Origin of the sequence: Rhabdobacter roseus (assembly GCF_014202275.1) — a bacterium.
GTDB classification, from domain to species: domain Bacteria; phylum Bacteroidota; class Bacteroidia; order Cytophagales; family Spirosomataceae; genus Rhabdobacter; species Rhabdobacter roseus.
Window position 1 is genome coordinate 801,345 of sequence record NZ_JACHGF010000003.1, and the last position, 15,860, is coordinate 817,204.

Below are 15,860 nucleotides of genomic sequence, written 5' to 3' on the forward strand. Positions count from 1 at the left end.
AAAGGTAAAAAAAACTTACCAAGGCTTCCAACTCCCACATCATTTGCGAAAGTACATAAGTCCGCCTCGTTTGGCAAGTCCTGTTCAGTAAGCGGTTTATTTTCCGGCGTATCCGGCTATTTTGGCTACGCAAATGGTTAGCCCAATGCTGGTACCCTTCGCCCGTAAAGTACCTAAAAACGGCAAGGTACCTACGCCCGTCCCCGGATCATAGGTACCTTGCCGCCAAGTACCCTTCGCGCCAGGGCTGCTGTAAGCCCAGCCGCCTGCCGCTACGCCAGCGGCGCTAGCCGTACTTCGGGCAGGTAGGTTTCATAGCCCGGCAGCCGCTCCACTTCCTGCGAAGGAGCCTGTTTGGAATCAATAAGGTACCCGGCCAGCGCAATGGCCGCCGCTATGACCAATGCCGGCCAGAACCCTCGGATCAATAAGCCCGACATGACTTTGTCGATCAGCTTCAGGATCAGGGCCGTGGCCACCAGCCGGACCACGCCCGACAGCAGAAAAAACGTAACCAGGTTGAGCGGAAAACGAATGAGCCAGCCGATCAAAAAGTTAAGTACCCCCAGCAAGACCGCGACCAGCAAGGCCGTTCCGAAACTTTTTACCTCTACCTGAGGCAGCAGGTAAGCCAGGCCAAAAATGACCGTCGCGTCGATCAGTAAATGAAGAATGAAATTCATGAATAGTACGATTGGTTAGGTAACTACGCTCTATAAACCGGCGAACTGGTCCGTTGTTCAGGAAATGTACTTTTCCCACGGACACGATCCTCCGGTACGGGTCGCACATGAACTTTAGGCTCTTTCCTGCGTTATAGTTTTTGAGCGTAAAAACCCCATCACCGTATGAAATCAGGACCTATTGTAGTGGTAGAGGATGATGTCGACGACAAAGACATGCTGGAAGAAATCTTACAGGAGTTGGCCATCCCGAACGAGATGGTTTGGTTTGAAAATTGTACGGATGCCTTTCATTATCTCAAGACTACGGCTGATCAACCCATGATCATTTTTAGTGACGTCAACCTACCCGGACAAAACGGCATAGAATTCAAAAGGAAAATCGATCATGACGACGAGCTTCGGCAAAAAAGCATTCCCTTCATTTTCTATTCCACTTCCGTAGAGCAACGCTACGTGACCGAAGCCTACACCAAAATGACGGTACAAGGCTTTTTTCAGAAAAAAGATAGCTACCAGGACACCAAGAATCTCATCAAAACCATCATTGATTATTGGCGGTCCTGCAAGCATCCGAACGCATACTAAGTACCTAACTTAACCTACCCCTGCGCTAAATTGAATTAGCCAAGAATCGTATTCTTCGTGGGTTTGCCGTTCTCCTAACTTAAACAAACGGAGCCCTTCGTCTCTACCGTCAAAGGCACCAAACTACCTTTCTTTACTTCCTGCCAAGTACCCTTCCGCCAGCTTTAGTAGTTATTTTTGAGCAGCCGGGTACTTTACTAAACAGGTACCTTGCCGCAACGGCCGAGAAAGTACCCCCGTAGAGGTACCTTACTCAACGATTCTTATTTGTCAACAAACCCTTTCCAGAGCCTATGAAACGTTTTATACCAGGTAGTTGGGTCGTTTTGCTGCTTTTGCAGGCTGGTACCTGCTGGGCGCAAACCAACTGGAAAACCGCCGATACGACGCTCTTCAACGCCAACGATACCGCCAAAATCTGGCGGCGCGGCGCGGTAGCCATTTCGCAGCAGCACGACTCGCCCAACCGAAACATGCTGCTGGTCACGGCCCGCTACGATACGCTCCTCACCCGCGGTGCGTACATTGCCATCAACGAGCCCCGCTTTGACCTGGAAGATCCCGACTCCACCACCGTAGGCCTGGCGGCGACGCCTACCGCCAACTACCAGGGACTGATCGTGAACAACTTTGCCAACTACCAAGCCGGTATGACCTTCCCGGATGTCCATACGTCGGCCTCGGAGTTCAACTACCTCCGAGGCTACCCCGATACGCTGGGCTTTCGGGACGGGGGCCGTCTGGCGAAGGCGGCTACGCTGAAGCTATCGGCGTCGTTTGGGAATAACGGCCGTACCCACACCACCGACACCTTCGACCTGATCAACCTGAGGCTTTTTACCAGCAGTACGGCCAACAACCCCGCCGAGATCACTAATTTTTACGGCCTGCACCTGGAGCCCTTTCGGGGCGTTAACGCAGCCATCATCAAGAACGGCTGGGGTATCTACATCGCGCCCAGCGAGCTCAAAAACTACTTTTCCGGGCAGGTGGGCATCGGTACTACCGTCATTGCTCACGCGCTCACGGTCTCGGCGCCCCACGACCCCATCCAGGTGTCGGGTATTCAGTACGCCGCCGCTCACGACGACGCCCTGCTTACCATTGATCCGGACGGCGTCATTCACAAACGGGAAATGGCCACCGTGCAGCGGCGGTTTGCCACTACCTTCGGCGATACCGCCCTTTCGGATAGCGTGGACCTGTACATCCACAAGGGCGGCGACGCCTACTTTGAGCTGCCGCACGCGGCGGAGCGGGCGGGGCGCAGCTGGAAAATCATCAACATTGGTTCGGGCGTCATTACGCTTTCGGAGTCTTTTTGCGTAGGCTACGAATCCCGGCGCCACATTCTCAACGACCCGCAGCAGTACGCCCACGAACTCTTTTCGGACGGAACTACCTATGTATCCATTAAGTGATACTATTTTATCTTTTTTTTGCATATCAGCGAAAGCTCCGGCAATGAAAAGCCCTTTGCTTCGTTTGTTCATAAAGCTGATTTAAAAGTACTTATTCGTTTCAAAGGCATCCCCAAAGTACCTTTTTCGGCTATACCTTAATTTTTACTTTTTCGGATGGGGCGGCGGCCTTTTTCTTTAAAGTACCTCAAGCTGTATCTTGCAGCTTCAAAAGCTTTCCTTAGCTCATGAGTAACCCATTGTTAGCCTACTATTTATTTCAAACTACCCCATGCAAAGACGTGTAGCCCTCAAAAACATGGCCCTCGGGCTGGGCGGAATGATTTCATTGCCCGCCTGGGCCAATGCCTGGACCTCCACCAACCTGCCCCAGCCTACCCTCCTGACCTCCCAAGAAGGTACTTTGCTGGCCTCGGTGGTGGATACCATCCTTCCCGCTACCGATACGCCGGGTGCTCAAGAGCTGGGCGTGGATCGGTTCATCCAGACCATGCTCACCGACTGCTACGAAAAGCAAGCGCAGGACAACCTGACCAAAGGCCTGGCGATGGTACAGACGATTAGTCAAAGTACCTTTGGTAAAGACTTTGCGGCCGGTACTCCGGCGCAGCGCATCCACGTGCTGGAAGGCATGGGGATCAGCGATGACCCTACCCAAAAAGGATTTTATTCGATGGTGAAAGGGCTGACGATCCAGGGCTATATGAGCTCCGAGTACGTCATGAAAAACCTGACCAAGTACGAAATGATCCCCGGTCGCTTTCATGGCTGTGTACCCGTTAAAGCCTAACCTCACCCTTTATTCAACATTGACCCATGTCTTATTTCAACATAGATAGTCAGAAAGCCCGTACCTACGACGCCATCGTGATCGGCTCGGGCATTAGCGGCGGCTGGGCGGCCAAGGAGCTTTGCGAAAAAGGCCTCAAAACGCTGGTGCTGGAGCGGGGCCGCGACGTAAAGCATAACGTAGACTACCCCACCGCCAACCTCAACCCCTGGGAGTTTGATCACCGCGAGCGTATGCCGCTGGAGGTCGTGAAGGAAAACCCCATTGTGAGCAAATGCTATAACTTCAAGGAGTCGTCGGCGCATTTTTTTGTCAAGGATAAGGAACATCCTTACGTGCAGGAAAAACCGTTCGACTGGATACGGGGCTATCAGGTAGGGGGCAAGTCGCTGCTGTGGGCCCGCCAAACCCAGCGCTGGAGCAAGTATGACTTTGAAGGCCCGGCTCGGGATGGCTTTGCCGTAGAGTGGCCCATTGGCTACGACGACATCGCTCCCTGGTACAGCTACGTGGAAAAGTTTGCGGGGATTTCGGGCAATAAAGACGGCCTGGATACCCTCCCGGATGGCGAGTTTTTGCCCCCGCACGAAATGACCTGCGTGGAAAAGTACTTCAAAGAGCAGGTCGCAAAGCAGTACCAGGATCGGCATATCATCATTGGCCGGGCTGCGCACATCACCGACCCGCAGCAAATCCACTACGACCAGGGCCGCGCCAAGTGCCAGCACCGCACCATGTGCGAGCGGGGCTGCCCCTTCGGAGGGTACTTTAGCAGCAATGCCTCCACCATTCCGTGGGCCATGAAAACCGGCAAGATGACGCTGCGGCCGCAGTCGGTGGTGCATTCGATCATCTACGACGAGAAAAAGCAGAAGGCCACGGGCGTGCGCGTTATCGACGCCACGACCAAGCAAATGATGGAGTTTTATGCCAACATCATTTTTGTCAATGCCGCCGCGCTCAATACCAACCTCATTTTGCTCAACTCTACCTCGTCGCGCTTTCCGAACGGCCTCGGCAACGACAGCGGGGTACTTGGGCAGTACGTGGCTTTTCATAACTACCGCGCCCGGATCTCGGGCCAGTACGAAGGCTTCCTGGATACTACTACCGAAGGCCGCCGCCCCAACGGCAGCTACATTCCGCGCTTCCGGAACGTGCATAAGCAGGAAACCGACTTCCTGCGCGGCTACGCGGCGGGCTTTAGCGCCTCGCGGGGCTCCTATTCCGACCGCGCCGGCCTGGGCGAATCGCTGAAAAACAACCTGCTCAACCCCAAGCTTGGCAACTGGCACGTGGGCTCCCACATGATGGGCGAAACAATACCCAAAGCCAGCAACTACGTAGCCCTGGACCCCACGCTGGTTGATCCGTACGGCATTCCGCAGCTCAAGATCTCCGTCGACTACGACGACAACGACGAGAAGATGATCAAAGATTACATAGAGCAGCTTACGGAGATGTTCACCAAGGCGGGCTTTACCAACATACACGCCAGTGACGACAAGCGCGCCCCGGGGCTGGACATCCACGAGATGGGCGGAGCCCGCATGGGTAAAGATCCTAAGACGTCGGTACTTAACAAATGGAACCAGGTACATAGCGTACCCAACGTCTTCGTGACCGACGGCGCCAGCATGACTTCCACCAGTACCCAAAACCCGTCGATCACCTACATGGCCTTTGCCGCCCGCAGCGTCGACTACGCCGTGAAGCAGCTCAAAGCCAAGAATCTTTAAAGAACCAGGAATTTAAGAGAAAGGGAGGCCGCTGCTGGCCTCCCTTTTTTTGTTTTATACTTCTCCCTTCACATAGGTACCTGGCTTTGTGGGGCACCCCGCGCCAGAAAGACCAGGCAAGTACCCCTGCACGGGGAGCAAAAGTACCTGGCACTTCAAAAGATATTCGTTCCTTTTTTCCCTGACTCCCCTTTCATGCAATGGCTAAAAAAGGCTCCTGCAAGGGTGAAGGCCCACAAAAAGTACCCCGACAGCCGGGAAGCTACATACCACCAAAGCCCGAAAGTACCTACGGCCAAGTACCTTGATTTAAGAACTAATCAGTAGCCCGTTTTGGCGGCGTTTGGGTACTAGAGGTACTTCAAGGTTAGTATGGGTTACTTCACATACCGAATTGCCTATTTCACATACCATTCTTGCTATTCGGAGCAAAAACGGGCTATTATTGCTTTATCATACTCCTCTTTTCAAACGCTAGTTATCATCCACGTGAAAAAGTCAAACATTTTTGCCCTGGTAGAAATTTCAAAACTGGCAGCGGGGCTCGCCAGGTACCCTGACGATGCGCAAAAGGCGCTGCTCTCGCAGGCTGCCTACTTCCTGATCATCGATCCGATCTATTTTTCCGAGGCCCTACGGCCCGAATGGGAAGCCATTCAGGCCGCCATGACCCAACGTGAACCCCTGCTCGACGAAAAAGGATTTACCATCATGAACCGAGTGGTGCACACCGTTCATCAGCTGTCGCCCCAGGAGCAGCAAGACGTGGTACGGCGGGTCATCGGGCTCCATGACCGCCTGCAAGAGGAAAGCCTGGCCTACGCCTAGGTACTTCGCTTTTTTACTTCCCAACTTATCGTTACAAAAGTACCCTTACTACCCGTCACGATTGGCCCAGAGCCGCATCAGGTACCTTCTCCGCAAAGTACCTGCTGCGGCGCACGATTGATCGGGTAAGTAAAAACAGGATTTTGCCCTCCTTTTAGCAACAAAATCCTGAACTACCCATGCTGAGTCGAAAACATTTCCTACGGCACCTGGCCGGTCTACCTCTCTTAGCTGGCCTGGGTACCCAGGCCACTGCCGAGGCAGCTCGAGCCACGGAGCTCCCGCTATGGCCCCTGCCTGACCTCACCACTACCTTCCGCGAACCCGTGCTGATCCGGTCGGTGGAGCTATTCAAAACCCAGGGGCAACTCCTGCTCGTTGTGACCTCCGACCGGGGCCAGCGGGGCATTACCCAGTGCAACGACCGTATGCAAAACCTGACCTCGCTGCTCCAGGGGTTGGTGATGAAGCATTTTGTGGGGCAGGACGCCCGCCAGCTGCCGCAGCTCGTTCAGAATGCCTATAGCCTCGACAGCAACTACAAGTACGCCGGGATGCCCCTCTGGAACTGCATCGGCACGGTGGAAATCGCGGTCTGGGATTTGCTGGGCAAAGTAGCTCAGAAGCCCGTTCATGAGCTGCTGGGTACGGCGCGTCGTACTTCGTACCCCGTGTACCTCTCCAGCCTCGACCGCAACGCCCCCGTGGAGCAAATCTTGCAGCAACTGGCCGATACCTTGCAGCAAACCCACACCAACGGCGTGAAAATTAAGATTGGCGGGCGCTTGAAAAATACCCCCGAAGACGACGCCCGCAGCGTGAAAATGCTGAGCCTGGCGCGTAAAATCCTGGGCGACAAAGTAATCATTTACGCCGACGCCAACGGATCCTTTAGCGTAAAGGACGGAATTCGTTACGGTAAAATGCTGGAAGACATCGGGGCCGAAATATTTGAGGAGGCGGTCAATTTTGAAGATGAAGAAGGGATGCGGGCCGTCAATAAAGCACTCAAAAAGATCGTCCTGGCCGGTGGCGAGCAGGATACCAGCCTGTACCGTTTTCAGCGCCTGGCACAAACGTCGGTCTACGACCTTCTGCAGCCCGACGTGTACTACAACGGGGGCATACTACGTACCCTCCAGGTAGCCGAAATAGCCCGGCTCGCGGGCAAAACGGTAGCCCCGCACAGCCCCAAGGCCGACCCGCTCATCGCGCCCTTTTGGCAGGTAGCGGCCGTATGCCCCAACCTCTTCGGCCTGCAGGAGTACCCCGTGGCGTTTGCGGCCCGGCAGGCCAGTTGGTACACGCCCGCCATTCGGCTGGCGGCCGACGGCACCATGCCCATACCGCAAACGCCCGGCCTGGGGCTTGAATACGACGAAGGAATTTGGAAAAAAGCCGAAAAATTATGCTGACCAAGTACCTCAAAACCGGCCTATGTACCTTGCTGCTGGGACTGAGCAGCGGCGCGGAGAGTGTGGCGCAAAAAATCATTAGCAATGCCCTCACGGTGACCAGCAGCACCACCGCGCCGCCAGGTACCTCCGTCCGGATCGGGCAGCCAGCGGGGGATGCGGGTGGGGCTACGAGCATTCGTTTTAAGAAAAACAAAAAGCTGAAAACCGAAAAGCCGGACGAAAGAGACCGTACGCCGCGCCAGATGGGCTACTACGAGCGGGATCGGGACCTGGGCCAAACGTTCACGGTAGGAGAGGAAGGCTTTTACCTGCGGCGGATCACCCTAAAGGTAAACAAAGCGGTACTGCCCGGTGCCCTGGGAGCCCCCGTGTCCATCCAGCTTTTTGAGGTAACCGGTACCCCCGTCATTCACGACAACGGCACTACCTCCGGGCGGGTGGTGGATTGGACCGACGACCCGCGCGCCGACGACTACCTCACCGGCGAAACCTACCGGAGCCTGGCGGTGTTTTCGGGCGGGCGTATTCCAGCCGGGTTACAGCCGCAGGAGTACCTTCATTTCCAGCTTTTGGCCCCGCACAGTCCTTACCTCGAAGCACACAAACAGTACGCCTTTTTGGTGCTGTTTGACGAAGCCCGCCCTGATCAGGGGCTGTCACTGGCCAACAACTATTGGGGAAAGTACCCCGGCGGGCACGCCATCCGGCGGGAGGGAAAGGGTACTTTTCCGCCCAAACCTAACGACCAAAACGACTCGTCCTTCCCTGCTTCCTTCTCGCGCCGGGTCGCGATCAGTCCTGGCTCGCTTGGCTTTCCGGATGTAGATACCTGGCGAGATTTTGTTTTCTTTTTGGAGTAAATCCCTACTACTCAGCCCCGCCAGGGCGCTTATATATATTTTTTTAAAGAGTTCTTAGTATTTAATAAATATAGATTAATGTATTATTAATCAGGCACTTATTACAATAAGTACCCCTGAAGCTCATTGATCCGGGCACATTCTTGTATTATTATTTGAAAAAAAATAAAAAAGGATAGGTTAAGATTGTTCCTAAAAATGCTCCTAGGAATAAAGATCTTTTTTTATCCATGAGTAAACGGCTAGCAGCGCAGGAAGCATGTGAGCTATGGCAGGACTACCGGGCGGGGGATATCTACGCCCTGGGCCGGATCATGCAGGCTTACTACCCCGACCTCTTTCATTGGGGAATGCGCCTTCACGCCGAGCGCGAGCTGGTCAAAGACTGCATCCAGGAGATGTTTGTGAACCTCTGGAAGCAGCACCATTCCATCGGTACCGTTGAGAATGTACGCTCCTACCTGCTGGCTGTTCTCAAAGCGCGCATCCTGCGCGAGCTCTCCCGCAAGCACGTGACGCACCAGGCTAATCTTACGGACGAGTACGCCTTCTCGGTAGAGTTTGCGGCCGACTTGCGGCTCATCGAGGAAGAGCACGAGGTATACCAGCTCCGCAAGTTGGAGCAAGTCATGAACTACCTTCCTCAGCGCCAAAAGGAGCTGATCTACCTGCGTTTTTACCAAAACCTCAGCTTCGAGCAGATCGCGGAAGTTATGCAGCTGGGGCGGCAGTCGGTGTATAATCTACTCCAGAAATCCCTGGGAAACCTGCGCAAACACTGGCAAGTGGTTCTGTTGAGCCTCCTGTTTTCCGGCCTGGTGTAACGCAACCTATCATGAACCAAGCAGCGCCCTAAGGGCCCGCACGACGACTCACGCATGAAACGCTACAATACCTATACGGTAGAAGACTTTGTATTGGACGAAGATTTTCGGGACTGGGTCCGGGGAGAAAGTACCCGGGAGACGTTCTGGCTGGCCTACGTTCAACAGCACCCGGAGCAAGCCGGCGTACTAAAACAAGCCGAGCAAATCATCCGGGCTGCCCACGTACGAGCCGAGACGCTTAGCGAAAAAGAAATACGGGAAGAAGTACAGAAATTCATGTCGCAAGCGGACCAAAGTACCCCTGCCCCTACTGCCGACGCTCCGACTCGCCCGCTCTGGCGGTCGTACGGGCTGGGGCTTGTGGCAGCGGCCAGTTTGTTGCTGGTGCTGGGCCTGCTAGGGTACCTGAAGCCAGACCGCAGGCCGCAGCTCGACGGCGGGCTGGCGAACCTGATGCCGCGCGACTCCCTGACGGAAACCATCAACGACACCTCCACGCCCCTGAAGCTTCAGCTTCACGACGGCTCGCTGGTGGTACTTAGTCCCGGAAGCAGGCTCCGGTACCCGGCACACTTCGCGGCCGCCAGCCGGCGGGTGTACCTCTCGGGACAGGGTACTTTTGCCATCCAGGCGCGCCCGCAGCCCTTCATGGTAATCACCGGCGACGTAGTTACGAAGGTACTTGGGACCCGCTTTGTGGTAACGGCCTACGAGCAGGACAACCGCATTTCGGTACAGGTGCAGTCGGGGCGGGTGTCGGTGTATACGCTCCGGCCCGAGCCTAAGCCGGACGAGCGGGCCGTTAACGGGCTCATCCTGACGGCCAACCAGGCGGCGATCTACGAAAAAACTGAGCAGAGCCTGACCAAGACGCTGGTGGCCAAGCCCGCACTGCTGGTAGCCCGAAAGGTCGATTTCATTTATGATGAACTACCCCTGCCGTCTATCCTGCGCGAGCTGGAAAGAAGCTACGGCATCCCGATCCAGTTTAACGCCCAGAGCCTGGAAGGCTGCCGGATCACGGCTACTTTTTCCAACGAGAGCCTCTACGAAAAAATGGATATACTCTGTAAGACCGTCTCGGGAAGCTACGAGATCGTAGACGGGCAGCTTGTGGTGAGTGGGCCCGGCTGTCCTTGATTTGACGAAGATAATCCTATCCTAAACCCTTTAATTCATTCACCTCTACTACCATGAACCATTCTCCCTAACTAAAGAAAATCGGCAGTGACGAAGCCACTGCCGATAGGTTACCGCCCGGAGCCACTCGCCAAAGTACTTTCCGGGGGGGTACTTGTTCCGATTCCAGAACTTTTTAACCCTAAATCAAAACTATGAAAAAACGGACTACCAGACAATTCTGGCTACTACTTATGCGGTTTTCTTTAACACAAAGTTTAGTCATGCTACTGCTCGTGGGCGTATCGTACGCCCACAACACACACGCCCAGGAGTACCTTAACCGGCGCCTGACGGTACAGGCCGAGAACCGGGAAATCAAGAAGGTACTTACGGAGATTGAAAAAGCCACGGATGTGCGGTTTGTGTACAGCTCGCAGGTGGTGGCGACCTCCCAAAAGGTATCGCTCCAGCTAGCCAACGTAACGCTCGAAACCGCCCTGGACAAGCTCCTAACGCCCCTCAACATCCACTACGAGCTCGTAGGCCGTAAGGTAGTTCTCAGCCCGCGCCCTACCTCTTCGCTACCCGGCTCGCCGCTCGACGGCGCAAGTACCTCCGGTTCAGCGGCCCCGGTGCAGCTGGTGTCGGGTACGGTGCAGGACGAAACCGGCAACGGCCTGCCCGGCGTAAGTGTAGTGGTGAAAGGTACCCAGCGGGGTACTACCACCAACGTGGAGGGCAAGTTTCAGCTCGAGGTACCTGAGAATACCTCCGTACTGGTATTCAGCTTTGTGGGCTACGTGACCAAGGAAATCGTGGTGGGCGGACAAGCCGTGCTGGCGGTTCAGCTCACGCCCGAGGACAAATCGCTGGATGAGGTAGTGGTGGTAGGCTACGGCACCCAGAAAAAAGCCAACCTGACGGGGTCGGTGAGCATGGTGACCTCCGAGGTACTTGAAAACCGCCCCATTGCCTCGGCGGGGCAGGGCTTGCAGGGGGTTATCCCCAACCTGAACATTAGCTTTAGAAATGGGGACCCTTCGGCCAGCACCACCTTCAACATTCGGGGCTTTGAGTCCATCAATGGCGGCGGGCCGCTGATCCTGGTGGATGGGGTACCTATGAACATAGACCGCATCAACCCCAACGACATTGCGAGTGTCAACGTACTAAAGGACGCCTCGGCGGCGGCCGTGTACGGAGCGCGGGCCGCTTTTGGCGTGATCCTGATCGAAACCAAGCGCGCCAAAGAAGGCAAAGTAAACGTACAGCTCAGCTACGAAACTTCCATTACCAAGCCCATTTTCCACGTCAACCCCGTAACGGACCCCTACCGGCTCGTCACGATCTGGAACGACGCCTTCATGCTCAACCGGGGCTCCAACCGGTTTTCGAACGAAATCGTAGAAGGGGCCCGCAAGTACAGCCAAAACCCTACGCCCGAAAACGCCTGGGACGTGGTCAACGGTTCGCTTTTTTACTACGGCTACGTGAACTTGCAGGATGAGGTGATCGGCAACTCCCCCCAGCACCGCTACAACATGAACATTTCGGGCGGCACTAAAAATGCCTCCTACTACGCTTCGGTAGGGTACCTGGATAAGCATGGGTACTTTAAAGACAAGCCCAATAACCTCAGGTACCAGCGCTACAACGTCCTTTTCAAGGCCGACTTGCGAGTAAACGACTGGCTCAGCCTGGACCCAAAAATCATTGTAAACGCCGATAAAAACGACCAGCCGCACGTGTACGCCGGGGATGTGAGCCTGAATACGCTCGTCCGCACCGACCCCTTCCGGCTGGTACAGTTCCCCGACCTTCCCTACTACCTGGAGCCCGGCGACCGCGACAAGTACGAGCAGTACATCGGCATGTACTTTCAGGACGCCCGGCTGCTGCCCTACTTCAAGTACGGCGGCCGCGACACCTACAACCGGTTCGATACCTGGTTGACGCAGGGCATGACCCTGACGCCCCTGCCTGGGCTGAGAATCCGGGGAGATTTTTCGTACCAATACCTGAATCAAATGAACCAGGAGGTGCGTTCCAAGGTAAACATGGTTAATAACAACCTGCTGGACATGCAGATTGTGCACGGGTTTAGTGCCGCCGACTGGATCCGGAACCGCTCGAGCTTCAACCAATACTACGTTTTTAATACCTACGGAGAATATACCCTGGACAAACTCAAAAACCACTACTTCAAGGCCATGGTTGGCTTTAACCAGGAGTGGGGGCGCAACTCCTTCATCCAGGCGCAGGCCAACAACCTCGCCACGCCCAACATCGTCGACCTGAGCTCGACTACCGGTACCCAGCAAACCAACGGAGGTAAGTCGCATATCAGCCTACGGGGCGCTTTTTACCGCCTCAACTACATCTTCCAGGACAAGTACCTCCTGGAAGCCAACGGACGCTACGACGGCAGCTCCCGCTTCCCAAAAGAAAGCCGGATGGCCTTCTTCCCGTCGTTTTCGGCCGGCTGGCGCATCTCCAACGAGAAGTTTATGCGCGGCAGCAATCGCTGGCTCGACAACCTCATGGTGCGGGCTTCCTACGGTACCCTGGGCAACCAGCTCCTGGGCGACAACTACTACGCCTACATCAATACCATGGGAATGGGGCAGCGTAACTTCATCATGTCCGACGGCCTGATCCCCTACGTATCTCCGGCCGGGCTGGTCAGCTCCCAGCTCACCTGGGAAACCGTCGTGACCCGCAACCTGGGGTTAGATCTCTCGATGCTCAATCAGCGGCTGGGCCTGACGGCCGACATCTATTCCAAGGATACCAAAGATATGCTGATGTCGCAGTCGTACCCTAGTATCCTGGGGGCTGACGCTCCCGACGCCAACGCCGCCGACCTCCGCACCAAGGGCTGGGAGCTAAGCCTCAACTGGCGCGATGCCATCGGCAAAGACTGGCGGTACCGGTTCAACCTGGCGCTGGCCGACAACGTCACCACCATCACCAAGTACCACAACCCCACGGGCAACATCAACGACTACTACGTAGGCAAGCGGATCGGGGAGATCTGGGGCTTCAAGACGGTGGGTATCTTCCAGACCCAGGATGAGGTAAAAGCCGCGCCCAACCAGTCGCAGCTGGGCAGTGCCTGGCTTCCCGGCGACATTCAGTACGCCGACCTCAACGGCGATGGCGTGATCACCCGCGGCAAAAATACCCTGGATGATCCGGGCGACCAGTTCATTATCGGCAATTCGTCGGCCCGCTACTCGTTCGGGTTCACGTCTGACCTGAGCTACAAAAACTGGTCGCTGAATCTCTTCTTCCAGGGACTCTTCCGGGATTATTTCCCGCCCCGCTCCAACCACACCAACTTCTGGCCCTGGATGGCCGACATCGTAGAGGAGTGGTGGGTCACCGACAGCTGGAGCGAAACCAACCGGGACGCCTACTGGCCCGGCGTGCGCCCTTTCCGGCTCGTGGATACGCGGCGAAACTTTGAACCCCAAACCCGCTACCTGCAGAATGCGTCCTACGTGCGGCTCAAAAACGTGACCCTCAGCTACACGCTGCCCGACCACCTGACCAAAAAACTGAAAGTACTGAACCGGGCGCAGTTTTACGTGTCGGGCATGAACCTCTGGGAGTTTACCAAAATGCAAAAACCCCTCGACCCGGAGCAAATCTACACGCTCTCGCAGGAGTACTACCTACAGCGGCTCTACACCGTCGGGGTTAACCTTACCTTTTAAGTACCTTTCGTAAAAGACAAGATATATGAAAAAGATCCGCTCGAAATGGGCTATCCTTTTACCCTTCGTACTGCTGCTCAGTAGCTGCAATGACGAATTCCTCCAGCGCTATCCGCTGGACCGTATCAGTAACGAAACCTTTTGGAATAGCGAAACGGACCTGCAAGCCTACAACAACAACCTGTACTTCATGGCCTCCGACGACGGAGCGGTACCCATTATGCTGGGCAATTCAGCCATTCTGCACAGCCCGTTGTACCTGGACTTCTGGTCGGACAACCTGGCGGGGACCTTCCGCACGGCCTCGCACCAGCAGTACCTGCTCCTACGCGGGCAGCGGCATCAGGTACCCGTGTCGGCCTCCGGGCAACTCTTCGGGTACCGGGGTTGGAATTTCCTGCGGGCCATCAACATTGGCCTGGCCAACTACCAGCGCGCCAGCTTACCCGCCGCGGTGATCAACCGCTACGCGGGCGAAGCGCGGCTGTTCCGGGGGTGGTTTTATGCCGATAAAGTATCCAAATTCGGCGATGTAGCCTGGGTTGATAAGGAGCTTAACGTAGATTCGCCCGAGCTCTTCGCAGACCGTTCACCCCGCGAGGAGGTCATGCAACACGTGCTGGCCGACTTGAACTTCGCCACTGAAAACCTCCCCAACAGCTGGGGCAACGGCCAGAATCCCGGCCGCATGAACCGCTGGATGGCCCTGCTGGTAAAGTCCAGAATCTGCCTTTTTGAAGGTACCTGGCGCAAGTACCACGGCGGCACCAATCCCGAAATGTGGCTACAGGAAGCGGCCAAGGCCGCCCAGGAGGTCATTGACAACGGCCCCTACCGCCTGCACAGCACTGGCAATCCCGCGCGCGACTACAACCACATTCACCGCCTGATCGACCTGACCAACAACCCCGAGGTAATTTACTGGCGTAAGTACGCCCCGGGCGTATCACAGAACCGTACCCAAGGCTACCACAACCGCGCCCTCGGCGGCGCTACCCGCGATGCCGTAGAAGATTACCTGTGCACCGACGGCCTCCCCATTTCGCTATCGCCGCTGTACGCCGGTGATGCCAAAATTGAGGATGTGTTCGTCAACCGCGACCCGCGCCTCCGGCAGACGGTCCTGCACCCGGCCGACGCCATGGCCTACGAGCTGCAAACCAACGTCAACTTTCCGTATCCGGTTTTTCCCGGCCAAGGCAATAATGAGATCCAACTTACGGAAACGGGTTATCACGTCATCAAGCACTTCAACCGGGCCATGGACCTCCTGGACCAAAACGGCTACATGCCCGCCATCGTGGCCCGCTACGGCGAAGTACTGCTCAACTACGCCGAAGCGAAGGCCGAGCTAAGTACCCTCACCCAGGAAGACCTCGATAAAACCATCAACCGCCTGCGCACCCGCGTCGGGATGCCGCACCTGAACCTGAGCCAGGTCCCCGTGGACCCTCGCTACGCCAACGAGGGCATTTCGCCCCTGCTGGTAGAAATCCGCCGGGAGCGCCGGATCGAGCTCTTCGGGGAAGGCTTCCGCTACGACGACCTGCGGCGCTGGAAGCAGGGCAAAAAGCTGGAAAAACCCACCTGGGGTATCCGCTGGGACGAGGCCGCCCGGGCGCGCTTCCCCCAAGCCACGGTGACCTTCGCCAACGACCCTACGCGCGGCAACATTCCTTATCTTAATGCCTACAAAGGGTCCATCATCGAGAACACCATTTTTGACGAAAACAAGCACTACCTGTGGCCGATTCCGCTGGACGTGATCGCCGCCAATACCAACATCCGGCAAAATCCCGGCTGGTAGTTTAAGTACATTTATTCATGAAGTACCTCAAAAAGTACCCCGGGCCGGGGTACTTTTT

The 15,860-nt window shown here is 55.8% G+C and carries 12 protein-coding genes; 11 read left to right on the plus strand and 1 reads right to left on the minus strand.

Features of this window, described 5'->3' with window-relative positions:
- Positions 1–272: 272 nt before the first annotated feature.
- Positions 273–683: a phage holin family protein gene (locus HNQ92_RS13240; protein ID WP_184174489.1), complete on the minus strand. Its 411-nt coding sequence runs from the start codon at positions 681–683 to the stop codon at positions 273–275.
- A 165-nt stretch (positions 684–848) separates the two neighbouring features.
- Here HNQ92_RS13240 and HNQ92_RS13245 point away from each other — a divergent pair, with 165 nt between their 5' ends.
- The 11 genes from HNQ92_RS13245 (at position 849) to HNQ92_RS13295 (ending at position 15,802) form a co-directional block, all read left to right on the plus strand.
- Positions 849–1,271: a response regulator gene (locus tag HNQ92_RS13245; protein ID WP_184174490.1), complete on the plus strand. Its 423-nt coding sequence runs from the start codon at positions 849–851 to the stop codon at positions 1,269–1,271.
- Positions 1,272–1,564: 293 nt separating this feature from the next.
- Entirely contained in the window at positions 1,565–2,692 is a 1,128-nt protein-coding gene (locus HNQ92_RS13250) for a hypothetical protein (RefSeq protein ID WP_184174491.1), read from the plus strand.
- Between the two features lie 271 nt (positions 2,693–2,963).
- Entirely contained in the window at positions 2,964–3,482 is a 519-nt protein-coding gene (locus HNQ92_RS13255) for a gluconate 2-dehydrogenase subunit 3 family protein (protein ID WP_246440067.1), read from the plus strand.
- Between the two features lie 26 nt (positions 3,483–3,508).
- Complete coding sequence (locus HNQ92_RS13260; protein WP_184174492.1) at positions 3,509–5,221, plus strand: GMC oxidoreductase; 1,713 nt, start codon at positions 3,509–3,511, stop codon at positions 5,219–5,221.
- A 489-nt stretch (positions 5,222–5,710) separates the two neighbouring features.
- Positions 5,711–6,049: a hypothetical protein gene (locus tag HNQ92_RS13265; protein WP_184174493.1), complete on the plus strand. Its 339-nt coding sequence runs from the start codon at positions 5,711–5,713 to the stop codon at positions 6,047–6,049.
- Between the two features lie 179 nt (positions 6,050–6,228).
- Entirely contained in the window at positions 6,229–7,464 is a 1,236-nt protein-coding gene (locus HNQ92_RS13270; protein WP_184174494.1) for a mandelate racemase/muconate lactonizing enzyme family protein, read from the plus strand.
- A complete protein-coding gene (locus HNQ92_RS13275; protein ID WP_184174495.1) occupies positions 7,458–8,327 on the plus strand; it encodes a hypothetical protein in 870 nt (289 codons plus the stop codon). The genes HNQ92_RS13270 and HNQ92_RS13275 overlap by 7 nt, the downstream gene beginning before the upstream one ends.
- A 230-nt stretch (positions 8,328–8,557) precedes the next feature.
- The gene (locus HNQ92_RS13280) at positions 8,558–9,151 is read left to right on the plus strand and encodes an RNA polymerase sigma factor (protein ID WP_184174496.1); all 594 of its coding nucleotides are present in this window, start codon (positions 8,558–8,560) and stop codon (positions 9,149–9,151) included.
- 54 nt (positions 9,152–9,205) lie between these two features.
- Entirely contained in the window at positions 9,206–10,294 is a 1,089-nt protein-coding gene (locus tag HNQ92_RS13285; protein ID WP_184174497.1) for a FecR family protein, read from the plus strand.
- A 263-nt stretch (positions 10,295–10,557) separates the two neighbouring features.
- Positions 10,558–13,995, plus strand: a complete 3,438-nt coding sequence (locus HNQ92_RS13290; protein ID WP_221307440.1) for a TonB-dependent receptor — start codon at positions 10,558–10,560, stop codon at positions 13,993–13,995.
- A 25-nt stretch (positions 13,996–14,020) separates the two neighbouring features.
- Positions 14,021–15,802 (plus strand): RagB/SusD family nutrient uptake outer membrane protein, encoded by a 1,782-nt coding sequence (locus HNQ92_RS13295; RefSeq protein ID WP_184174498.1) that lies wholly within the window; start codon positions 14,021–14,023, stop codon positions 15,800–15,802.
- Positions 15,803–15,860: the final 58 nt, after the last annotated feature.